Consider the following 22,154-nt stretch of genomic DNA (forward strand, 5'->3'; position numbering starts at 1 on the left):
GTGGCCGACGAACCCGATTGGGACGACATCTTCGCGTCCCAACCCCAGAACGACCGCCCTGCCGACAGCTCCGGACGCCGCCGAGGCGAGTCGGTCGACGGTCGGCCGGGCGCCGACGACGGCGCACCCCTCCGCCGCAGCACGCACGTCGAAGCCCCCGCTCTCTCCCGCCGCGAACAGCGTGAGCGCGAACGACGGGCCGAGCCCGTCGTCATTCCGCCCTCCGACGGTGGTGGCGATCGCGCACGCGCGACGCGGGAACCACGCGAACGACGGTCCAAGAAGGGCCCGATCGTCCTCGCCTCGATCCTCGTGCTCGTCCTGGCCGGGGGCACCGCCGGCGTCGCCGCCGCCTGGGGGCAGGTCCAACCCCTGATCGCCAAGTTCACGGGTGACGACGAACCGGCCGACTACGCCGGCAGCGGCAACGGCACGCCCGTCGACTTCGCCATCGTCTCGGGCCAGGTCGGCTCCGACATCGCGCAGAACCTGGCGGACGCCGGCGTCACGCAGAGCTACGAGTCGGCCTACTCGCTCCTGCTGTCCGACCCGTCGATGACCTTCCAGCCGGGCACCTACACCCTGCAGCAGCAGATGAGCGCCCAGTCGGCCCTCGACGCACTCCAGGACAGCGCCAACCGCATCACCAACAAGGTCGTCATCCCCGAGGGAACCGTGGCGGCGGACGTCTACGAGCTCCTCGCCTCCGCGACGTCGATCCCGATCGCCGACGTCCAGGCCGCCGCCGCGGACTACACGACGTTCGGCCTGCCCGCCGAGGCCACGAGCCTCGAGGGTTGGCTCTTCCCGGCGACCTACGAGCTCGACCCGGGCAAGACGGCCCACGACTACCTCCAAGACATGGTGACGACCATGACCCAGCACCTGCAGTCCGCCGGTGCACAACCCGCCGACTACCAGAAGACGATCGTCTTCGCGTCGCTCATCCAGAAAGAAGCCGGCCTCGCCGACGACTACCCCAAGGTCGCGCGGGTCTTCCAGAACCGTCTCGACCAGGGCATGCTCCTGCAGTCGGACGCCACGGTCGCCTACGGCACCGGGAACACCCACCGGGTCACGACGACCGACGAGGAGCGCGGCGACGCGAACAACGCCTACAACACCTACGTCCACGAGGGGCTGCCGGTCGGGCCGATCTCGAACCCGGGCGACCTCGCCCTGAACGCCGCCCTGAATCCGGCCGACGGCACCTGGCTGTTCTTCGTCACGGTCAACCTCGACACGGGCGAGACGGCCTTCTCGACCACGTACGCCGAGCACCAGGCCGCCGTGAAGCAATGGCAGGCCTGGATGCGGGAGCACCCCGAGTACCAGTGACCGACCGACGGTCGGTCGTCGAGCACTCGTGCCCGTCCCGAGGGGCCGACCGACCGTCACACGGTCGGTCGGCCCCTCTCTCTGTGGGAAGATCGACACCATGCTTCGTTGGTTGACCGCTGGAGAATCTCACGGGCCCGAGCTCGTCGCCGTCCTCGAGGGGCTGCCGGCCGGCGTGCCGGTGTCGCTCGACGCGATCCGTGCCGACCTCGCCCGTCGCAAGCTGGGCTACGGTCGCGGCTCCCGCATGAAGTTCGAGCAGGACGAGCTGAACATCTCGGGCGGCGTCCGCCACGGCCTGACGATGGGCAGTCCCGTCGCCCTGCGCATCGGCAACACCGAGTGGCCGAAGTGGGTCGAGGTCATGAGTCCCGAGCCCGTCGAGGTGAGCGACGCCTCACGAGGTAGAAGCGCGCCCCTCACGCGACCCCGTCCCGGCCACGCCGACCTCGTCGGCATGCAGAAGTACGACTTCGACGAGGCCCGGCCGATCCTCGAGCGTGCAAGTGCTCGCGAGACGGCGGCCCGCGTCGCCCTCGGTGCCGTGGCCCGGTCCTTCCTCGCCGAGCTCGGCATCGAGCTCGTCAGCCACACCCTGTCCATCGGCCCGGTGCGCGTGCCCGACGGCAGCCCGGTGCCCGTCCCCTCGGACGTCGACCGTCTCGACGACGATCCGCTGCGCTGCTTCGACCAGGCGACCAGCGCCCTCATGGTCGACGAGGTCGAGGCCGCCAAGAAGGACGGCGACACCCTGGGCGGCGTCGTCGAGGTGCTCGCCTACGGCGTGCCGCCGGGGCTCGGCTCGCACGTCCAGTGGGACCGTCGTCTCGACTCGCAGCTGGCCGCCGCGTTGATGGGCATCCAGGCGATCAAGGGCGTCGAGGTCGGGGACGGCTTCGAGACCACCCGCAGGCGCGGTTCGGTCGCCCACGACGAGCTCCACCGCACGGGCGGGGTCATCTCGCGAGACACCGATCGCGCCGGTGGGACCGAGGGGGGCATGAGCACGGGCACCGTCCTCCGCGTGCGTGCCGGCATGAAGCCGATCGCGACCGTTCCGCGGGCACTGGCCACGGTCGACGTCACGAGCGGCGAAGAGAGCAAGGCGCACCACCAGCGCTCCGACGTCTGTGCGGTCCCGGCCGCCGGCGTCGTCGCCGAGTCGATGGTCGCCCTCGTCCTGGCGAACTCGATCCTCGAGAAGTTCGGCGGCGACTCGCTGGGCGAGACGGCTCGCAACCTGCGGGGCTACCTCGACGCCATCCCCGAGAACCTGCGGACTCAGCCGGCGTCCGCCGCCGAGTGACGACCACGCGGCCGGTCGTCCTGATCGGCCCCATGGGGGCGGGCAAGACGAGCATCGGCAAGAAGCTCTCGCGCCGCCTCGACGTCCCGTTCGTCGACAGCGACCGCCTCGTCGTCCGACGGCACGGGCCCATCGCCGAGCTGTTCGAACGTCACGGTGAGGCACACTTCCGGGCGCTCGAACACGAAGCCGTGGTCGAGGCCCTGGCCGGTGACGGGGTGGTGTCGCTGGGCGGGGGAGCCGTCCTCGACGACCGGACCCGCGCCTCCTTGTCCGGCTTGCCCGTCGTCCTGCTCACCGTGACGGCCGAGGCCGTCGAATCGCGGTTGGCCGGCAGTGCCCGGCCACTGCTGCAGCGCGGGGGCATCGACGCCTGGCGCGCCATCGCCGCCGAGCGCGATCCCGTCTACCGGGCCCTGGCGTCCGTCGTGTTTGACACGTCCCACCGGCCCGTCTCGACCGTCGTCGACGACATCGAGACCTGGCTCGACTCCGAGAGAGGCACCGCATGACCGACGAGACCGACACCACGACCATCCACGTCGGGGGAGACGCCCCCTACGACGTCCTGATCGGTCGGGGACTCACCGGCCATCTGCCCGGCGTCCTGCACCCGCAGACGAAGAAGGTGCTGATCGTCCACGCGCCCACGCTGGGCCGCAAGGCGGGCGAGGTGCGCGACTCCCTCGTGGCGGCCGGCTACGAGGCTCTCATCGCCGAGGTGCCCGACGCCGAGGACGCCAAGCGCGTCGAGGTCGCCGCCTTCTGCTGGCAGGTGCTGGGCCAGGCCGACTTCACCCGCACCGACGCCGTCATCGGTCTCGGCGGCGGGGCCATCACCGACCTGGCCGGCTTCGTCGCGGGCACCTGGCTCCGGGGCGTCCCGCTCGTCCAGATGCCGACCAGCGTGCTCGGGCTCGTCGACGCGAGCGTCGGCGGCAAGACCGGTGTGAACACGGCCGAGGGCAAGAACCTCGTCGGCGTCTTCCACCCGCCGGTCGCGGTGCTGGCCGACCTCGACCACCTCGACACGTTGTCGAAGAACGAGATCCTGGCCGGCTTCGCCGAGGTCGTGAAGGTCGGGTTCATCGCCGAACCCGAGATCCTCGACATCGTCGAGGCCGACGTCGACCGGGCGACCGACCCGACGACGCCCGAGTTCCGACGGGTCGTCGAGTTGGCGATCGGTCTCAAGGCCCGCGTCGTCGGAGAAGACCTCACCGAGCAGGGTCTCCGCGAGATCCTGAACTACGGCCACACCCTCGGCCACGCCGTCGAGCACGCCGAGCGCTACCAGTGGCGCCACGGGGCCGCGGTCTCGGTGGGCATGGTCTTCGCCGCCGAGCTGGCGCGTCTGACCGGACGCCTGTCCGACGAGGCGGTCGACCGTCACCGGCGGATCCTCGAGTCGCTGACCCTGCCGGTCTCGTACCCCCTGGGCCGCTGGAACACCCTGCTCGCGACGATGCAGCGTGACAAGAAGGCCCGCGCGGGCCTGTTGCGCTTCATCGTCCTCGACGAGATCGGTCGGCCGACCGTGCTGCAGGGGCCCGACCAGAGCCTGCTCTTCGCGGCCTACCAAGAGATCGGTTCGTAGCCCTCCGGCCCGTCAGGGCGTCCGCTACACTCGACGATGGCCGATTCCGGCCGACCTCCCACCACCCCGAACGGATCATCCGCGCATGGCGACTACCAACGACATCAAGAACGGTGCCGTCCTCAACCTCGACGGCCAACTCTGGAACGTCATCGAGTTCCAGCACGTCAAGCCGGGCAAGGGTGGAGCGTTCGTCCGCACGAAGATGAAGAACGTGATGTCGGGCAAGGTCGTCGACAAGACGTTCAACGCCGGCACCAAGATCGACTTCGCCAACGTCGACCGTCGCGAGTACACGTACCTCTACGCCGAGGCCGACGGTTACGTGTTCATGGACACCAGCGACTACGACCAGATCAACGTGCCCGCCACGATCGTCGGCGACGCGAAGAACTTCATGCTCGAGAACCAGAACGTGCAGATGGCCCTGCACGACGGCGACCCGCTGTACATCGAGCTGCCCGCCTCGGTCATCCTCGAGGTCACCTACACCGAGCCCGGCCTCCAGGGCGACCGGTCGACCGGCGGCACCAAGCCCGCCACCGTCGAGACCGGCTACGAGATCCAGGTGCCGCTGTTCCTCGAGACCGGCACCAAGGTCAAGGTCGACACCCGCGACGGCGGCTACCTCGGCCGCGTCAACGACTAGTCGGTGAGCGCACGCACCAAGGCGCGCAAGCGCGCCCTCGACGTCCTGTATGTCGCCGACATCCGTCAGATCAGCATGACCGACGCTCTGGTCGCCGAGACCCAACGGGCCCTCGACCAGCCCGAGCGCGGGTCGAGCTGGGGTTACGCCCGCGACATCGTCCAGGGCGTCATCGACCACCGCGACGAGATCGACGAACTGATCGAGACGTACTCGCAGGGTTGGACCCTCGCGCGCATGCCCACCCTCGACCGCGGGATCATCCGCATCGGCATCTGGGAGCTCCGTCACAACGACGAGATCCCCGACGCCGTGGCGATCAGCGAGGCCGTCGAGCTCGCGCAGACGCTCAGCACCGACGACTCGGCCTCGTTCGTCAACGGCCTGCTCGGCCGCATCGCGACCGCCGACTGACGGTCGCCGGTTGATCACCACCGACTGATCGTCACCGGTCGACTCGTCGGTCGTACGACGAACCGATAGGGTTGAGCCACCCACACCGACATCCTTTAAGTTCCGTCCCGAGAGGCGGGGAAGGAGGTCCGATTGAGCACCCGTACCGTGCTGAGTCAGGCTGACATCGCGCGTGCCCTCACGCGCATCTCGCACGAGATCCTCGAGTCCAACAAGGGCGCCGACGACCTGGTCGTCCTGGGCATCCCGACGCGCGGCGTCGTGCTCGCCGACCGTCTCGCCGCGACCCTCTCGTCCATCTCGGGCAGCACCGTGCCCGGCGGATCGGTCGACGTGACGATGTACCGCGACGATCTCCGGCGACAGCCCACCCGGTCGCCCCGCCCCACCTCGGTGCCCTCCGGCGGCATCGACGGCAAGACCGTCGTCCTCGTCGACGACGTCCTCTACTCGGGCCGGACCATCCGTGCCGCGCTGGACGCGCTGAGCTCGATCGGTCGGCCCCGGGCGGTCCGCCTCGCCGTCCTCGTCGATCGCGGGCATCGAGAGCTTCCGATCCGCGCGGACTTCGTGGGCAAGAACCTGCCCACCTCGACCGTCGAGCGCATCTTCGTGCGACTGCACGGCGTCGACGACGACGAACTCGTGGCCATCGACGACGGCACGACCGCAGGAGGCGCGGGTTCCGACCCCGCGCCCGTCACCACCCCGGGGGCGAACCGATGAGGCACCTGCTCAGCACCGCCGATCTCTCGCGTGACGAGTCGATCCGCGTCCTCGACGTCGCGGAGGACATGGCCGACGTCGCCACCCGCGAGGTGCGCAAGCTGCCGACGCTCCGCGGCATCACGGTCGTCAACCTGTTCTACGAGGACAGCACCCGCACGCGCATCTCGTTCGAGGCCGCCGCCAAGCGTCTCAGTGCGGACGTCATCAACTTCGCGGCGAAGGGTTCGAGCGTCTCGAAGGGCGAGTCCCTGAAGGACACGGCCCAGACCCTCGCCGCCATGGGGGCGGACGGCATCGTGATCCGCCATCCGTCGAGCGGTGCCCCACGCGTGCTCGCCGACAGCGGCTGGGTCGACGCCGGCATCGTCAACGCGGGTGACGGCACCCACGAGCACCCCACGCAGGCCTTGCTCGACGCCTTCACGATCCGTCGTCGCGTCCACGGGGCGGTGAGCCGAGGGCGCGACCTCGACGGCGTCGAGGTGATGATCGTCGGCGACATCCTGCACTCCCGGGTCGCCCGATCCAACGCGTGGCTGCTGCGGACGCTCGGCGCCCACGTGACGGTGGTCGCGCCTCCCACGTTGATCCCGGTGGACGTCAGCCGCTTCGGCGTCGACGTCCGCTACGACCTCGACGAGGCGCTGGCCGACGTGCGACCGGACGTCGTCATGATGTTGCGCATCCAACAGGAGCGCATGAACGACGCGTTCTTCCCGAACCCGCGCGAGTACGCCCGGTCCTGGGGCCTCGGCGCGATGCGGTTCCGGTCGCTGCCCGAGTCGACGCTCGTCATGCACCCCGGCCCGATGAACCGCGGCCTCGAGATCAGCGACGAGGCCGCCGACTCGCCGCGGTCGACCGTCCGCGAGCAGGTCACCAACGGCGTGGCCGTCCGCATGGCCGTGCTCTACCTCACCCTCGCCGGCGACCGAGAGGACGCATCGTGACCACCACCCACCTCATCCGGGGCGCCGAGACCGTCGACGGCAGCCGGACGGACGTCGTCGTCCGCGACGGCGTCGTCGTCGAGCTCGGCACCGGCCTCACCGCCGCCGGCGCGACGGTCACCGACGCCGACGGCCTGCTCCTGCTGCCCGGCCTCGTCGACCTGCACACCCATCTGCGCGAGCCCGGCGGCGAGGGCAGCGAGACCGTCCTGACCGGGTCGCGCGCGGCGGCCGCCGGCGGGTACACCGCCGTCAACGCCATGGCGAACTCGTCGCCCGTGGCCGACACCGCGGGGGTCGTCGAACAGGTGCAGGCGTTGGGGGAGCGCGCCGGCTTCGTGACCGTCCGCCCGATCGGTGCCGTCAGCCAGGGGTTGAAGGGCACCCACCTCTCCGAGATCGGCGCCATGGCCCGCTCCCGTGCCGCCGTCCGGGTCTTCTCCGACGACGGGTCCTGCGTGGCGGACCCGCTGCTGATGCGTCGGGCGCTCGAGTACATCAAGGGTTTCGGGGGAGTCCTCGCCCAGCACGCCCAAGAGCCCCGGCTCACCGAGGGTGCCCAGATGAACGAGGGCGCACTGTCGGCCGAGCTCGGCCTGGGCGGCTGGCCCGCGGTGGCCGAAGAGGCGATCATCGCCCGCGACGTGCTGCTCGCCGACCACGTCGGCGCCCGACTGCACGTCTGCCACGTCTCGACCGCGGGCAGCGTCGAGGTCATCCGCTGGGCCAAGTCGCGCGGCATCGAGGTCACGGCCGAGGTCACCCCGCACCACCTGCTGCTCACCGAAGACCTCGTGTCGGGCTACGACTCGCGGTACAAGGTCAATCCACCGCTGCGACGCTCGGAAGACGTCGACGCGCTGCGTGCCGCCCTGGCCGACGGCACGATCGACATCGTGGCCACCGACCACGCCCCGCACACCTCCGAGGCGAAGTGCTGCGAGTGGGACGCCGCCGCCAACGGCATGGTCGGTCTCGAATCCGCCCTCTCGGTCGTCCACCACACCATGGTCGACACGGGTCTGATCGGCTGGGCCGACGTGGCCCGGGTGATGTCGATCACCCCGGCCGCCATCGGCCAGGTGACCGGGCACGGGCGTCCCCTCGCCGTGGGCGAGCCCGCCGAGCTCACGCTCTACGATCGAGAGGTGACCCGCACGTTCTCGACCGAGCACCTCGCGGGCAAGAGCCGCAACTCGCCCTACCTCGGACGCGTCCTGCCCGGTCAGGTGCGGGCGACCTTCCACCAGGGCTACGCGACCGTGGTCGACGGCCACGTCGTCGACAGCGAGGTCGTCGCCCACGCGGCCCGACTCGTCGACAGCGCCGCCGCCCTCGCCGCCACCGAGGGGACGTCCACCCGATGAGCCAGTGGATCATCGCTGCCCTCATCCTCGTCGGCGTCGGGCTGCTGATCGGTCTGATGGCCCGGTCCTGGCGGGCCCGCGGGCGCCGTCAGTCCGACATCCCCGCCCCCGACCGGGCGCCCGACGACCTGTCGGACCCCGTCGTGGCGGTCGACGCCCTCTACGTCGCGACGTCACGAGGCGGCGACCCGCTCGACCGCGTCGTCGTCCACGGCCTCGGGTTCCGCGGTCGGGCGATCGTGTCCGTCCACGCCGAGGGCGTGCGCCTCGAGATCGCGGGCGAACCGGCCGTGCTGATCCGCGCCTCCTCGTTGCGGGGCGTCGACCGCGCGACCTGGACCATCGACCGGGTCGTCGAGCGCGACGGCCTCGTGCTCGTCGGCTGGCGCCTCGGCGACGTCGACCTCGACACCTACCTGCGCATCACCGACGACCCGAGCCCCGTCGTCGCCGCGATCCGCCCCCTCGTCCCCACGGCCCCCGGGGCCGGCACCACCAAGGAGAAGACCATTGACTGACGCCTCCACCACCGACAGGGCCGTGCTGGTCCTCGCCGACGGCACCCGGTACACGGGTCGCGCCTACGGCGCCGTCGGACGCACCCTCGGCGAGGTCGTCTTCGCGACCGGCATGACCGGCTACCAGGAGACCCTCACCGACCCCTCGTACGCCGGGCAGATCGTCGTCATGACCGCCCCGCACATCGGCAACACGGGCGTGAACGACACCGACCCCGAGTCGCGCCGCATCTGGGTCGCCGGATACGTCGTCCGGGACGCGAGCCGCGTGGTCTCGAACCACCGCGCTCAGGGCAGCCTCGACGACCAGCTCGTCGCCGACGGCATCGTCGGCATCCGTGGCATCGACACCCGCGCCGTGACCCGCCGTCTGCGCGAGGTGGGCTCGATGAAGGGCGGGGTCTTCAGCGGGCCCGACGCCGGGCTCGACCCCGACGAGCAGCTCGCCCTCGTCACCGCCGGGGCCGACATGCGCGGCCTCAACCTGTCGAGTCAGGTGTCGACGGTCGAGCCGTACGTGCTGCAGGCCGAGGGCGACCGCATCGGATCCGTCGCCGTCCTCGACCTGGGCGTGAAGACCTCGACGCTGCGCTACCTCGCGCAGCGCGGCTTCGAGGTCCACGTGCTGCCGCAGTCCACGACCCTCGACGAACTCCGCACCCTCGCCCCCGACGCCCTCTTCTACTCGAACGGCCCCGGCGACCCGGCGGCGAGCGACTCGCAGGTCGAGCTGCTCCAGGGCGCCCTCCGCGACGGTCTGCCGTACTTCGGCATCTGCTTCGGCAACCAGCTGTTCGGCCGGGCCCTGGGCTTCGGAACGTACAAGCTGCCCTTCGGTCACCGCGGCATCAACCAGCCGGTGCTCGACAAGACGACGAACAAGGTCGAGATCACCAGCCAGAACCACGGGTTCGCGGTCGACGCACCGATCGACGGCGTCCTCGACTCGCCGGCCGGCTTCGGCCGGGTGGAGGTCAGCCACTACAGCCTGAACGACCAGGTCGTCGAGGGCCTCCGCGCCCTCGACATCCCCGCGTTCTCGGTGCAGTACCACCCCGAGGCCGCGGCGGGCCCCCACGACAGCAACCATCTCTTCGACCGCTTCCGTGACGCGGTCGTCGCCCGCACGACCGGCCAGGCCGTCGACTTCGGCTCCGACATCGAAAGCAGCAACTGATGCCCAAGCGTGACGACATCAACTCCGTCCTCGTGATCGGCTCCGGGCCGATCGTCATCGGCCAGGCGGCCGAGTTCGACTACTCGGGCACCCAGGCCTGCCGCGTGCTGCGCGAAGAGGGCGTCCGGGTCATCCTCGTGAACCCGAACCCGGCCACGATCATGACCGACCCCGACTTCGCCGACGCGACGTACATCGAGCCCATCACGTCCGAGGTGCTCGAGGCGATCATCGTCAAGGAGCGCCCGGACGCGATCCTGCCGACCCTCGGCGGGCAGACCGCCCTGAACGCGGCGATCAAGCTCGACGAGGAGGGCATCCTCGCCAAGCACGGCGTCGAGCTGATCGGCGCGAAGGTCGAGGCCATCCAGAAGGGCGAGGACCGCCAGCTCTTCAAGAAGCTCGTGCTCGAATCCGGTGCCGACGTCGCCAAGTCGCACATCGCCACGACCGTCGACCAGGCCGTCGAGTACGCCGAAGACCTGGGGTACCCGCTGGTCATCCGACCCTCGTTCACCATGGGCGGGCTCGGGTCGGGCTTCGCCTACACCCGCGACGAGCTGATCCGCATGGTCACGGACGGCCTCCACCAGAGCCCCACCACCGAGGTCCTGCTCGAGGAGAGCATCCTCGGCTGGAAAGAGTACGAGCTCGAGATGATGCGCGACACGGCCGACAACACGGTCGTCGTCTGCTCGATCGAGAACGTCGACCCGGTCGGCGTCCACACCGGCGACTCGATCACCGTCGCGCCGGCGTTGACCCTGACCGACCGCGAGTACCAGAACCTGCGCGACATCAGCATCGACATCATCCGTCGCGTCGGTGTCGACACCGGTGGCTGCAACATCCAGTTCGCGGTGGACCCCGCGGACGGCCGCGTCATCGTCATCGAGATGAACCCCCGCGTGTCGCGCTCCAGTGCCCTCGCGTCCAAGGCGACCGGCTTCCCGATCGCCAAGATCGCGGCGAAGCTGGCCCTCGGGTACCGTCTCGACGAGATCCCGAACGACATCACGAAGGTGACCCCCGCCTCCTTCGAACCGACGCTCGACTACGTCGTCGTCAAGGTGCCCCGGTTCGCGTTCGAGAAGTTCCCGGCGGCCGACACGACGCTCACCACGACGATGAAGAGCGTGGGCGAGGCCATGGCCCTCGGCCGCAACTTCACCCAGGCGCTGCAGAAGTCGCTCCGGTCGCTCGAGAAGCGCGGGTCGAGCTTCCACTGGCAGGGTGAACCCGGAGACCAGGAGGCGCTGCTCGCGTTGTCGTCGACGCCCACCGACGGCCGCATCGTCACCGTGCAGCAGGCCCTGCGGGCCGGTGCCACCGCCGAGCAGGTCTTCGACGCCACGAAGATCGACCCCTGGTTCATCGACCAGATCGTGCTGATCAACGAAGTCGCCGAGCAGGTCGCCTCGGCCGCCGAGCTCGACGCCGACACCCTCGTGGTCGCCAAGGACCACGGCTTCAGCGACGACCAGATCGGCCAGTTGCGCGGCCTCTCCGAGCAGCAGGTGCGCGATCACCGCCACGCCCTCGACGTGCGCCCCGTCTTCAAGACCGTCGACACCTGCGCGGGGGAGTTCCCCGCCCTGACGCCGTACCACTACTCGAGCTACGACACCGAGACCGAGGTCGTGGCCAGCGACCGCCGCAAGGTGATCATCCTCGGCTCCGGGCCGAACCGCATCGGGCAGGGCGTCGAGTTCGACTACTCGTGCGTCCACGCGAGCTTCGCCCTGAGCGACGCCGGCTTCGAGACGATCATGATCAACTGCAACCCCGAGACGGTCTCGACCGACTACGACACGAGCGACCGGTTGTACTTCGAGCCGCTCACCCTCGAGGACGTCCTCGAGGTCGTCCACGCCGAGAGCGCCAGCGGCGAGCTCGTCGGCGTCGTCGTGCAACTCGGCGGCCAGACGGCCCTCGGCCTGTCCAAGGGGCTCGAAGCGGCCGGCGTGCCCATCCTCGGCACGACACCCGACGCGATCGACTCGGCCGAAGAACGAGGCCTCTTCCAGGGCATCCTCGACGCCGCCGGCCTGCTCGCACCACGCAACGGCACGGCGACCGACTACGACAGCGCGGTCGCCGTCGCCGAAGAGATCGGCTACCCGGTGCTGGTGCGGCCCTCGTACGTCCTCGGCGGCCGCGGCATGGAGATCGTCTACGACAGCCCTTCGCTCGCCGACTACTTCGAGCGGGTCGCGGACCAGGCCATCATCGGCCCCGAGGCGCCCTTGCTGGTCGACCGCTTCCTGGACGACGCCGTCGAGATCGACGTCGACGCGCTCTACGACGGCACCGAGCTCTACGTCGGCGGCATCATGGAGCACATCGAGGAGGCCGGCATCCACTCCGGCGACTCCAGCTGCACCCTGCCGCCCGTCACGCTCGGGAAGGGCGAGATCGACCGCGTCCGCGACGCGACCCTCGCGATCGCGAAGGGCATCGGCGTGTCCGGTCTGCTCAACGTGCAGTTCGCGATCGCGGCCGGCGTGCTCTACGTCATCGAGGCCAACCCCCGGGCGAGCCGGACGGTGCCCTTCGTCTCGAAGGCCCTCGGCATCCCGCTGGCCAAGGCGGCCTCGCTGATCATGGTCGGGCACAGCGTGCGCGACCTCGTGGAGACGGGCCTGCTTCCCGAGCAGGACGGCTCGGACGTCCCCCTCGACTCGCCGATCTCGGTGAAGGAGGCCGTGCTGCCCTTCAAGCGGTTCCGCACGAAAGAGGGGCAGGTCGTCGACAGCGTCCTCAGCCCCGAGATGCGCTCGACCGGTGAGGTCATGGGCATCGACCGCGACTTCCCCCGGGCGTTCGCGAAGAGCCAGACGGCCGCCTACGGCGGGCTCCCGACGTCGGGCACCGTCTTCGTCAGCGTCGCCGACCGCGACAAGCGGGCGATCGTGTTGCCGGTCCTGCGCCTCCAGCAACTCGGGTTCCGCATCCTGGCGACCGAGGGGACGGCCACCGTCCTCGTGCGCAACGGCATCCACGCCGACACCGTCGACAAGTTCAGCGCCGGGGGCCACTCGGTCGTCGACCTGATCAACGCCGACGAGGTCGACATCGTGATCAACACCCCGAGCGGCTCGAGCGCCCGAGCGGACGGCTACGAGATCCGCGCGGCGACCGTGGCGGCCGACAAGGCCCTCTTCACGACCATCGCGCAGCTCGGAGCGGCCGTCGCATCGATCGAGGCCGTGCAGAGCGACCTCGAGGTCACGAGCCTGCAGGACTACGGTCTCGCCCGGGCGGCCCGACGGTGAGCTCGTCGTTCGGCGACCGGCTCGCGGCGGCGTTCGCCGCGAACGGTCCGCTCTGCGTCGGCATCGACCCCCACCCCTACCTCCTGGACCAGTGGGGTCTCTCGTCCGACGCCTCGGGCGTGCGCGAGTTCGGCCTGCGCGTCGTCGACGGCCTGGTCGGCTCGGCATCGATCGTCAAGCCGCAGGTCGCGTTCTTCGAGCGCTGGGGCTCCGCGGGGTTCGCAGCCCTCGAAGACGTCCTCGAGGCCGGTCGCGAGCGGGGCCTGCTGCAGATCGGTGACGCCAAGCGGGGCGACATCGGCTCGACGATGGACGGCTACGGTGACGCCTGGTTCGACGGGTCGTCGCCGTTGCGGGTCGACGCGCTGACCGTGTCGCCCTATCTCGGCTTCGAGTCCATGACCGGGCTGGTGACGCGGGCACGGGCCGTCGGCGCAGGTGTGTTCGTGTTGGCCGCGACGTCCAACGTCGAGGCCTTGGTGACCCAGACGGCCGTGCGGACCGACGCCCACGGCGCGGAGGGCACCGTCGCGAGCGGTATCGTCGACGACGTGCTCCATGACAACCAGACGGCGGGCGACGCCCCGTTCGGCAGCGTCGGCCTCGTGCTCGGCGCGACCGTCGACCTCGACGACTACGGCATCGACGCCGCCCGGCTGACGACGACGCCGGTGCTCGCCCCGGGGTTCGGCCACCAGGGCGCGTCCTATGCCGACCTCCCTCGACTCTTCGGCCCTGCCGCCGGCGCCGTGCTGGTCTCCGCCTCCCGTGCCCTCCTCTCGGCGGGTCCGGCGGGGTTCGCCGACGCGGTCCGTCGTGATGCCGACGAGGTGCGTTCGTGCCTCGTCTGACCCCGCCCCCCGTCGACCGTGCCGCGGCGGCCCGCGCCGCCGTGGCCGCACGACGTGGTCGCGCCGCCGTCAAGAACGCCGTCGCCTCGCGCACCCGGAGCGCCCTCGACGTCGCCGAGGCCGCCTGGGCCGGCGAACCCACGAGCCCCGAGGGGTCCCTCCGGGTCCGCGAGCTGCTCACCAGCATCCCGGGGATCGGCCCGACCCGCGTCGCCCGCATCATGACCGAGCTCGGCATCGCCGAGTCGAAACGGGTCGGCGGGCTCGGGGTCAGGCAACGCCGCATCCTCGGCGACTGGCTCGCCGTCCGCGAGGCCAAGGGGCGCCTCCGGTCCCGGCTGGTCGTCCTGGCCGGCCCCACGGCCGTGGGCAAGGGCACCGTCTCGACGTACATCCGCGAGAACTACCCCGACGTGCACCTCAGCGTGTCCGCGACGACCCGTGCCCCGCGACCCGGCGAGGTCGACGGCGTCCACTACTACTTCGTGGACGACGCCGAGTTCGACCGCATGATCCGCGACCGCGAACTGCTCGAGTACGCCACGGTCCACAACTCCTACCGCTACGGCACGCCCCGCCCCCCGCTGGACGCCGCCTTGAACGAGGGTCGCAGCGTGCTGCTCGAGATCGACCTGCAGGGCGCCCGACTCGTCCGGGCCGCGATGCCCGAGGCCGTGCTCGTCTTCCTGCTCCCCCCGACCTGGGACGAACTCGTCCGTCGACTCATCGGTCGAGGCACCGAGGACGCCGCCGAACAGCAGCGCCGACTCGAGACAGCGAAGGTCGAACTGGCCGCCCAGGACGAGTTCGACGCGCGTGTCGTGAACCACGACGTGGCCGAAGCGGCCCGCGAGGTCGTAGAATTGATGACTGCGCCCGAACCGGGCCGCACCCGCGCGTGACCCGCGCCCCGATCTTGGTGCCCACGCTCGTCCCGAGCGGTGTCGGCACCGACCCCCATCGACACGAGGAGCAACCAATGGCCGACAAGAACCAGGGCATCATCGATCCCCCCATCGACGAGCTGCTGTCGAAGGTCGAGTCGAAGTACGCACTCGTCATCTTCGCCTCCAAGCGCGCCCGTCAGATCAACGACTACTACGCCGACCTGCACGAGGGCAGCCTCTTCGACAACGTCGGCCCCCTCGTCGACAGCTCGATCGACGACAAGCCCCTGTCGGTCGCCATGCACGAGATCAACGAGGACAAGCTCGAGGTGAAGCCGCTCGCGGCTCCCGCCGAGTAGCGCGGCGACACGACCAGCCTCTCTGACGGTGGTCGGTCCTATCATCTGACGAGGCCCCCGGGAGTCCATCCCGCGGGGCCTCATCGCGTCCGCACCCGATCGACACCCAGAGGAACACCGTGAGCCTGACCGACACGACGACCGACCCCGCCACGACGGCATCGACCTCCCTGCGACTGTTCACGTCCGAGTCGGTCACCGAGGGCCACCCCGACAAGATCTGCGACCAGATCTCGGACGGCATCCTCGACGCGCTGCTCGCGGTCGACCCCGCCAGCAGGGTCGCGGTCGAGACGATGGTCACCACGGGGCTCGTGCACGTCGCCGGCGAGGTCACCACCAAGGGCTACGTCGACATCCCGACGATCGTGCGCGACCTCATCGTGGGCATCGGCTACGACTCGTCCGCCGTGAGCTTCGACGGGCGCACCTGCGGCGTCGAGGTCTCGATCGGCTCGCAGTCTCCCGACATCGCCCAGGGCGTCGACACCGCCCTGGAGGCGCGTGGCGGCGACGACGATCTGCTCAACCGTCAGGGGGCGGGCGACCAAGGCATCATGTTCGGCTACGCAACCAACGAGACGCCCCAGTTCATGCCGCTCCCGGTCTGGCTGGCCCACCGGCTGGCCGAGCGTCTCGCGGCCGTGCGCAAGTCGGGCACGCTCGACTACCTCCGACCCGACGGCAAGACCCAGGTGACGGTCGGTTACGACGGGGTCGTGCCCAAGACGGTCGACACGGTCGTCCTGTCGACGCAGCACTCACCCGCGGTCTCGAGCGAACAGCTCGAGTCCGACGTCATCGAGCACGTCATCCGCCCCGTCCTCGACGAGGCCGGGCTTTCGTCCGCCGACACGCGGTTCATCATCAACCCGACCGGCCGGTTCGAGATCGGCGGCCCACAGGGCGACGCCGGCCTCACCGGCCGCAAGATCATCGTCGACACCTACGGCGGCGCGAGCCGTCACGGCGGGGGTGCGTTCTCGGGCAAGGACCCCTCGAAGGTCGACCGCTCCGCCGCGTACGCCATGCGCTGGGTGGCCAAGAACGCCGTCGCCGCCGGCCTCGCCGACCGGCTCGAACTCCAGGTGGCCTACGCCATCGGGCGGGCCGCCCCCGTCGGCCTGTACGTCGAGACCTTCGGCACGGGGCACGTCGGCGACGACGTGATCACGGCCGCCATCGAGACGGTGTTCGACCTCCGCCCGGCGGCGATCATCCGCGACCTCGACCTGCTCCGGCCGATCTACTCGGCGACGTCGACCTACGGTCACTTCGGTCGCGACCTGCCCGAATTCACCTGGGAGGCGCTCGACCGCGTCGACGCCCTCCGGGCCGCCGCCGGGCTCTGATCGTGGCGGGGGTCGCCGATGCGGTCGTCGAGGCCGGCCCGCGCGTCGTCCGGGTGATGGTCGAATCGCCCCTGCCCCAGCTCGACCGGTTGTTCGACTACGCCGTGCCCGAGCGGCTGCGCGACCAGGTCGCCCCGGGCATCCGCGTCAAGGTCCCCCTCCGCTCGGCCGGACGCATCGCCGACGGATTCGTCGTCGAGGTCGCGTCGTCGTCCGAGCACGGTGGTGACCTGTCCGAGATCGAGGACGTCGTGTCGACCGTGTCGGTCCTGGCACCCGAGGTGTGGCGCCTGGCGCGTGCCGTGGCCGACCGGGCCGGCGGATCCGCCAGCGACGTCGTGCGGCTCGCGGTCCCTCCGCGCCAGGTCCGGGTCGAGAAGGCGTACCTGGCCGCCGCCGAGAACCCGTCCTCGCCGCCACAGGAACCCGCCGACCCGGCGCCGCCACCCGCGGACGCCGCGCCCCCAGCCGTGGACGCCGCGCCGCCCGTCGGGGACGACGATCCCATCCCGGTCGTCGTGGGTTACCGCTCGACCGACCTCGCCGGGCTCGTCGCTGCCCGTGGTCGCGCGGCCGTCGACGCCGTGCCGTTGCTGGTCGAGTTGCCCGACGGAGCATGGGTGGGTCACTGGGCGCTGACGGCCGCCCAGCTCGCCGCGGTCGCCGTCGCCGCAGGCGAGAACGCCGTGGTCGCCGTCCCCGACTACCGTGACGAAGAGCACGTCCTCCAGGCCCTCACGGCCGTCCTCCCGCCCGACCGCGTCGTGCGGCTCGACTCCCGGCAGTCCAACGCCGACCGGTACCGCGCGCTGCTCCGTGCCCGGGGCGACGAGCCCGTGGTCGTGGTCGGCAATCGCTCCGTCCTGCTCGCGCCCTCGGCCAGGCTCGGGGTCGTCGTGGTGTTCGACGACGGCGACCCGTCCTTCGGCGAGCCGCTCGCCCCCTACGTGCACGCCCGCGACACCGCTCTGCTCCGACAAGCACAGCAAGACACCGCTCTGGTGTTCCTCGGCCATTCCCGCAGCACCGACGTCCAGCGCCTCGTCGAGATCGGCTTCCTGGCCGAGGTGCGTCCCGATCCGCGCTACCAGCCCCGGGTCGTGCCGACCGTGCGTCAGGCGGCCACGGACGGCTTCGCGGCGCAGGCCCGGATCCCCTCCTCGGCCTACGCCGAGGCGCGGGCCGCGGTCGAGCACGGGCCGGTGCTGATCCAGGTCGCCTCACCGGGCTACTCGCCTCGTCTGGCCTGCGTCGACTGCGGCGACACCGCGCGCTGCCTGCGCTGCAACGGCCCCCTCCAGCAGCGCGAGCGCGGGGTGACCCCGGCCTGCGCCTGGTGCGGCGCCCTGGCCGTCTCGTGGCACTGCCGCACCTGTGAGGGCACGCGCATGCGGGCCGTCGGCACCGGTGCCTCGCGGACGGCCGACGAGCTCGGCAAGGCGTTCCCCGGGGTCCGCATCATCGTGTCGGACGGCACCCGGGCCCTGACCCACGTCGACGCCGACCCGGCCATCGTCGTCGCGACCCGCGGGGCCGAGCCGGTCGCCCCGGGTGGCTACCGAGCCGTGCTGCTGCTCGACGGCGAACGCATGCTCGCGCGCGAGAGCCTCCGCGTCGCCGAGGACTGCCTCCGCTGGTGGGCCAACGCCACGGCGCTGGCCGCACGACGGGCCCCGGTCGTGCTGGTCGGGGTGGGCGGCGCCATCGCCTCCGCCCTGGCCACGTGGGAGCTCGCCCGGTTCGTCTCCGCCGAGCTCGCCGATCGCCGCGTCCTGCGCTTCCCGCCGGCCGTCCGCGTGGCAACCGTGACCGGCACGGTCGACACCGTCGCGCGGGCGCTCGACGACCTGCCCGACGAGGTCCGATCCGAGACCCTCGGCCCGGTGGACGTCGAGTCCGCCGGGGTTCGTGCGATCGTCCGCTTCGACTACTCGCGGGGTCACGACGTGGCCCAGGCCCTTCGCTCCCAGGTCATCCGTGCGGCCACGGACCGACGCAAGGCGCTCGGTCAGAAGCGCGCACGCGCCGTCCCTACACTCAGAGTGCGGTTCGACGACGTCGAGCCGTTCGCCGACTGACCCGCCAGGAACCCCATGCGCCTCGTCTTCGCCGGCAGCCCCGCCGCTGCCGTGCCCTCGCTCACCGCCCTCGCCGACGGCCCTCACGAGGTCGTCGCCGTGCTGACCCGCGACGACACCCCCCAAGGACGCAAACGCGTCCTGACCCCCACCCCCGTCGCCGTCGAGGCCGACCGCCTCGGTCTCCGCGTCGTGAAGGCCCGACGCATCACACCCGAGGTCACGGCCGAGCTCTCGGCGCTCGATCCCGACCTCGGCGTCGTCGTGGCCTACGGCGCCCTGCTGCGTGAGCCCCTGCTCGGTGCGCCCCGCCTCGGCTGGGTCAACCTGCACTTCTCCCTGCTGCCCGCCTGGCGCGGTGCGGCTCCCGTCCAGCGGTCGCTCATGGCGGGCGACGTCGTGACGGGCGCGGCGGTGTTCCAGCTCGTCCCCGAGCTCGACGCGGGGGACGTCTACGGCTCCCTCGAACGCCGTCTCGACGGCACCGAGACCGCGGGAGTGCTCCTCGCCGAACTCGCGCAGTCCGGGTCCGACCTGCTGGTCGACGTCGTCGCTCGCCTCGCCGACGGCACGGCCGTGTCGACGGCTCAGACCGGCGAGGTCACGCTCGCCCCCAAGCTGACCCTCGCCGACGGCGTCCTCGACGTCTCGCGTCCGGCGGCCGAGCTGATCGACCGTTTCCGCGGCGTGACGCCCGAGCCCGGTGCCCGCGTCGACCTCGACGGCACGGTCCTCAAGATCACGGAGGCGCGGGTGACGTCGGTCGACGAGCCACCTCTCGAGGCCGGTCGCCTCGAGTCCCGGGGCCGCCGTGTGCTGCTGGGCACCGCCTCCTCGCCCGTCGAGCTCGTCCGCGTGCAACCGGCGGGCAAGAAAGAGATGTCGGCAGCCGACTGGTGGCGAGGGCTGCCCGGCGGGGTCGAGCGCCGCGTGACCCCGCCCACCGAGGCCCCCCGGCCCGACACCGACACCGACACCTCCACCGACACGGAGAGCGCCTCATGAGCCGAGTCCAGCCCGCCCGCCAGGTCGCCCTCGACGTCCTCCGGGCCGTCGAGCAGGACGACGCCTACGCGAACCTCCTGCTGCCGCAACGCATCGTCCGGGCCCGTCTCGGAGCACAGGACGCGGGGCTCGCGACCGAACTCACCTACGGCACCCTGCGCCTCCGGGGCTACTACGACCGCGTGATCGCGCTGGCCGCCCGCCGAGGCACCGACGCCATCGACCCGGCGCTCCTCGACGTCCTGAGACTCGGCACGCACCAGCTGCTCTCGACGCGGGTGGCGGTCCATGCCGCCGTCGACGAGAGCGTCGAGCTCGCCCGTCAGGTGGGCAGCCGGTCGGGCACGGGCTTCGTGAACGGGGTGCTCCGCACCATCTCGCGGTCGACGCCCGACGAGTGGCGCGATCGCGTCCTGGCCGGCACGACCGGTGACGACGACCGTCTGGCCGCGGAGTGGTCTCACCCCGCCTGGGTGGTGCGGGCGTTCCGTCGCTCGCTGGCCGCCGAGGGCCGCGAGGACGAACTCGTCGACCTGCTGTCGGCCGACAACGACGCCCCGAAGGTCAGTCTCGTCGCCCTGCCCGGGCTCGCCGAGGTCTCCGAGCTCGGTGCCCCGAGCAGGCGCCTCTCGCCGCTCGCCGCGACGAGCGGCGGGGGAGACCCGGCCCAACAGACCGCCGTCCGCGAGGGGCGCGCCCGCGTGCAGGACGAAGGTTCACAGCTCGCGGCCCTGCTGCTCAGCCGTCACCGGACCGCCGAGCCCGGAGAACGCTGGCTCGACATGTGCGCGGGTCCCGGCGGCAAGGCCGCCCTGCTGGGCGCCGAGGCGGCCCGGGCAGGCGCCCACCTCGTCGCCAACGAGCTCGTCCCGGCCCGGGCCGGTCTCGTCCGACAGGCCCTCGAGGCCGTCCCCGGCGACGTCGAGGTGCTCGAGGGTGACGCCACCCGGTTCGGGGCGGAACAGCCCGGAGGCTTCGACCGCATCCTGCTCGACGCGCCCTGCACCGGTCTCGGGGCCCTGCGGCGGCGGCCCGAGGCCCGGTGGCGCAAGCAGCCGGCCGACGTCGGACAGCTCACGGCCCTGCAGACGCGCCTGTTCGCCAGCGCACTGGACGCGCTCGCGCCCGGGGGAGTCCTCGCGTACGTGACCTGCTCGCCGCACACGGCCGAGACCCGCGGCGTCGTCGAGGCGGGGCTCCGGGGCCGCGACGACGACCTCGTGCTGCTCGACGCGACGGCGGGCGTCGAGCGCATCGCCGGCCGGTCCGTCGACCTGGCGTCGGCACCGTTCGTCCAGCTCTGGCCGCACCGTCACGGCACCGACGCCATGTTCGTCGCCCTGATCGAGAAACGCGCCGGACGGTAGGCTCGTCCCGTGTCGATCCGCATCAGCCCCAGCATCCTCTCGGCCGACTTCGCCAACCTCGAGCGCGACCTGCAGCGCATCTCGACCGCCGACCTCGTGCACGTCGACGTCATGGACGGCCACTTCGTGCCCAACCTGACCCTCGGTCTGCCCGTCGTGCAGCGTCTCGGCGAGGTCAGCCCGGTGCCGCTCGACCTGCACCTCATGGTCGACGACGCCGACCGCTGGGCGCCTCGCTACGCCGAGACGGGCGCCTTCTCCGTCACCTTCTCCGCCGAGGCCACGGTCGACCCCGTGTCGACGGCACGCGCCATCCGCAGCAACGGGGCCCGCGCCTCCGTCGCGGTCAAGCCGGGCACCGACCTCGAGCCCTACCTCCAGACCCTCGACGCGTACGACATGATCCTCGTCATGACCGTCGAGCCGGGCTTCGGTGGCCAGTCCTTCATGCCCGAGACGATGACCAAGCTGGCCCGCGCCCGCGACGCCGTGCGCGCCTCCGGGCTCGACGTCTGGCTCGAGGTCGACGGCGGCATCACGACCGAGACGATCGTCACCGCCGTCGAGAACGGTGCCGACACGGTGGTCGCCGGGTCCGCCGTCTACGGCGGGTCGCCCGTCGACAACATCGCTGCACTCCGGGCGGCCGCCGCGACGGTAGCCTTGACGTCGTGAAATCCTTCGACGACCTGTACCTCGAGCTCAGCGACAAGGCCCGCGACCGGCCCGAGGGGTCGGGCACCGTGGCCGAACTCGACGCCGGCGTGCACCAGATCGGCAAGAAGATCGTCGAAGAGGCCGCCGAGGTCTGGATGGCCGCCGAGTACGAGGGCGACGTCGCGACCGCCGAAGAGATCTCCCAGCTGCTCTACCACCTGCAGGTCATGATGATCGCGAAGGGCATCACCCCGGCCGACGTCTACCGGCATCTCTGA

At 71.2% G+C, this 22,154-nt stretch carries 21 protein-coding genes; all 21 read left to right on the plus strand.

Translation table 11 applies throughout. The features are described from left to right. The 21 genes from mltG (at window position 1) to ASG28_RS05140 (ending at window position 22,154) form a co-directional block, all read left to right on the plus strand. Window positions 1–1,338 carry an endolytic transglycosylase MltG gene (gene mltG, locus ASG28_RS05040; RefSeq protein ID WP_157485646.1) on the plus strand — a complete coding sequence of 446 codons (1,338 nt, stop codon included), beginning with the start codon at window positions 1–3 and terminating at the stop codon, window positions 1,336–1,338. Window positions 1,339–1,438: 100 nt separating this feature from the next. After that, window positions 1,439–2,644 carry a chorismate synthase gene (gene aroC, locus ASG28_RS05045; RefSeq protein WP_055972703.1) on the plus strand — a complete coding sequence of 402 codons (1,206 nt, stop codon included), beginning with the start codon at window positions 1,439–1,441 and terminating at the stop codon, window positions 2,642–2,644. 32 nt (window positions 2,645–2,676) lie between these two features. Next, window positions 2,677–3,156, plus strand: a complete 480-nt coding sequence (locus ASG28_RS05050; RefSeq protein ID WP_055976953.1) for a shikimate kinase — start codon at window positions 2,677–2,679, stop codon at window positions 3,154–3,156. Continuing rightward, window positions 3,153–4,241, plus strand: coding sequence for a 3-dehydroquinate synthase (gene aroB, locus ASG28_RS05055; RefSeq protein ID WP_055972704.1), 1,089 nt, complete (start codon window positions 3,153–3,155; stop codon window positions 4,239–4,241). Before ASG28_RS05050 ends, aroB begins: the two co-directional genes overlap by 4 nt. A gap of 85 nt (window positions 4,242–4,326) precedes the next feature. Next, a complete protein-coding gene (gene efp / locus ASG28_RS05060; protein ID WP_043592746.1) occupies window positions 4,327–4,890 on the plus strand; it encodes an elongation factor P in 564 nt (187 codons plus the stop codon). Window positions 4,891–4,893: 3 nt separating this feature from the next. Next, the gene (gene nusB, locus ASG28_RS05065) at window positions 4,894–5,304 is read left to right on the plus strand and encodes a transcription antitermination factor NusB (RefSeq protein ID WP_043592748.1); all 411 of its coding nucleotides are present in this window, start codon (window positions 4,894–4,896) and stop codon (window positions 5,302–5,304) included. 132 nt (window positions 5,305–5,436) lie between these two features. Then, on the plus strand, window positions 5,437–6,030 hold the full coding sequence (gene pyrR / locus ASG28_RS05070) for a bifunctional pyr operon transcriptional regulator/uracil phosphoribosyltransferase PyrR (RefSeq protein WP_082454390.1): 594 nt from the start codon (window positions 5,437–5,439) through the stop codon (window positions 6,028–6,030). Beyond that, window positions 6,027–6,983, plus strand: coding sequence for an aspartate carbamoyltransferase catalytic subunit (locus ASG28_RS05075; protein WP_055972706.1), 957 nt, complete (start codon window positions 6,027–6,029; stop codon window positions 6,981–6,983). The genes pyrR and ASG28_RS05075 overlap by 4 nt, the downstream gene beginning before the upstream one ends. Then, window positions 6,980–8,350 (plus strand): dihydroorotase, encoded by a 1,371-nt coding sequence (locus ASG28_RS05080; protein WP_055972708.1) that lies wholly within the window; start codon window positions 6,980–6,982, stop codon window positions 8,348–8,350. Before ASG28_RS05075 ends, ASG28_RS05080 begins: the two co-directional genes overlap by 4 nt. Further along, window positions 8,347–8,868, plus strand: coding sequence for a PH-like domain-containing protein (locus ASG28_RS05085; protein WP_055972711.1), 522 nt, complete (start codon window positions 8,347–8,349; stop codon window positions 8,866–8,868). The genes ASG28_RS05080 and ASG28_RS05085 overlap by 4 nt, the downstream gene beginning before the upstream one ends. Next, window positions 8,861–10,045 (plus strand): glutamine-hydrolyzing carbamoyl-phosphate synthase small subunit, encoded by a 1,185-nt coding sequence (carA, locus tag ASG28_RS05090; protein WP_082454392.1) that lies wholly within the window; start codon window positions 8,861–8,863, stop codon window positions 10,043–10,045. The genes ASG28_RS05085 and carA overlap by 8 nt, the downstream gene beginning before the upstream one ends. Then, window positions 10,045–13,320 (plus strand): carbamoyl-phosphate synthase large subunit, encoded by a 3,276-nt coding sequence (gene carB, locus ASG28_RS05095; RefSeq protein WP_055972717.1) that lies wholly within the window; start codon window positions 10,045–10,047, stop codon window positions 13,318–13,320. The genes carA and carB overlap by 1 nt, the downstream gene beginning before the upstream one ends. Further along, window positions 13,317–14,171 (plus strand): orotidine-5'-phosphate decarboxylase, encoded by an 855-nt coding sequence (gene pyrF / locus ASG28_RS05100; protein ID WP_055972719.1) that lies wholly within the window; start codon window positions 13,317–13,319, stop codon window positions 14,169–14,171. The genes carB and pyrF overlap by 4 nt, the downstream gene beginning before the upstream one ends. After that, a complete protein-coding gene (gene gmk / locus ASG28_RS05105; RefSeq protein WP_055972721.1) occupies window positions 14,159–15,073 on the plus strand; it encodes a guanylate kinase in 915 nt (304 codons plus the stop codon). Before pyrF ends, gmk begins: the two co-directional genes overlap by 13 nt. A gap of 77 nt (window positions 15,074–15,150) precedes the next feature. Next, window positions 15,151–15,417, plus strand: a complete 267-nt coding sequence (gene rpoZ / locus ASG28_RS05110) for a DNA-directed RNA polymerase subunit omega (RefSeq protein ID WP_043592764.1) — start codon at window positions 15,151–15,153, stop codon at window positions 15,415–15,417. A 125-nt stretch (window positions 15,418–15,542) separates the two neighbouring features. Beyond that, window positions 15,543–16,769, plus strand: coding sequence for a methionine adenosyltransferase (gene metK / locus ASG28_RS05115; protein ID WP_055976955.1), 1,227 nt, complete (start codon window positions 15,543–15,545; stop codon window positions 16,767–16,769). Between the two features lie 2 nt (window positions 16,770–16,771). Next, window positions 16,772–18,847 carry a primosomal protein N' gene (locus tag ASG28_RS05120; RefSeq protein WP_235477568.1) on the plus strand — a complete coding sequence of 692 codons (2,076 nt, stop codon included), beginning with the start codon at window positions 16,772–16,774 and terminating at the stop codon, window positions 18,845–18,847. Window positions 18,848–18,862: 15 nt separating this feature from the next. Further along, the gene (gene fmt, locus ASG28_RS05125; protein WP_082454393.1) at window positions 18,863–19,852 is read left to right on the plus strand and encodes a methionyl-tRNA formyltransferase; all 990 of its coding nucleotides are present in this window, start codon (window positions 18,863–18,865) and stop codon (window positions 19,850–19,852) included. Beyond that, complete coding sequence (locus ASG28_RS05130; RefSeq protein WP_055972724.1) at window positions 19,849–21,219, plus strand: RsmB/NOP family class I SAM-dependent RNA methyltransferase; 1,371 nt, start codon at window positions 19,849–19,851, stop codon at window positions 21,217–21,219. Before fmt ends, ASG28_RS05130 begins: the two co-directional genes overlap by 4 nt. A 9-nt stretch (window positions 21,220–21,228) precedes the next feature. Further along, window positions 21,229–21,894: a ribulose-phosphate 3-epimerase gene (gene rpe / locus ASG28_RS05135; protein WP_055972727.1), complete on the plus strand. Its 666-nt coding sequence runs from the start codon at window positions 21,229–21,231 to the stop codon at window positions 21,892–21,894. Next, entirely contained in the window at window positions 21,891–22,154 is a 264-nt protein-coding gene (locus ASG28_RS05140) for a phosphoribosyl-ATP diphosphatase (RefSeq protein WP_043592769.1), read from the plus strand. Before rpe ends, ASG28_RS05140 begins: the two co-directional genes overlap by 4 nt.

The sequence above is a fragment of the Frigoribacterium sp. Leaf415 genome, from assembly GCF_001424645.1.
Classification (GTDB): Bacteria; Actinomycetota; Actinomycetes; order Actinomycetales; family Microbacteriaceae; genus Frigoribacterium.

What these genes read in the sequence shown, in the direction of transcription:
- aroC (WP_055972703.1), top strand. Translation starts at nt 1,439, where the DNA reads ATGCTTCGTTGGTTGACCGCTGGAGAATCTCACGGGCCCGAGCTCGTC.
- ASG28_RS05050 (WP_055976953.1), top strand. Translation starts at nt 2,677, where the DNA reads ATGGGGGCGGGCAAGACGAGCATCGGCAAGAAGCTCTCGCGCCGCCTC.
- aroB (WP_055972704.1), top strand. Translation starts at nt 3,153, where the DNA reads ATGACCGACGAGACCGACACCACGACCATCCACGTCGGGGGAGACGCC.
- efp (WP_043592746.1), top strand. Translation starts at nt 4,327, where the DNA reads ATGGCGACTACCAACGACATCAAGAACGGTGCCGTCCTCAACCTCGAC.
- ASG28_RS05075 (WP_055972706.1), top strand. Translation starts at nt 6,027, where the DNA reads ATGAGGCACCTGCTCAGCACCGCCGATCTCTCGCGTGACGAGTCGATC.
- ASG28_RS05085 (WP_055972711.1), top strand. Translation starts at nt 8,347, where the DNA reads ATGAGCCAGTGGATCATCGCTGCCCTCATCCTCGTCGGCGTCGGGCTG.
- carB (WP_055972717.1), top strand. Translation starts at nt 10,045, where the DNA reads ATGCCCAAGCGTGACGACATCAACTCCGTCCTCGTGATCGGCTCCGGG.
- rpoZ (WP_043592764.1), top strand. Translation starts at nt 15,151, where the DNA reads ATGGCCGACAAGAACCAGGGCATCATCGATCCCCCCATCGACGAGCTG.
- fmt (WP_082454393.1), top strand. Translation starts at nt 18,863, where the DNA reads ATGCGCCTCGTCTTCGCCGGCAGCCCCGCCGCTGCCGTGCCCTCGCTC.
- ASG28_RS05130 (WP_055972724.1), top strand. Translation starts at nt 19,849, where the DNA reads ATGAGCCGAGTCCAGCCCGCCCGCCAGGTCGCCCTCGACGTCCTCCGG.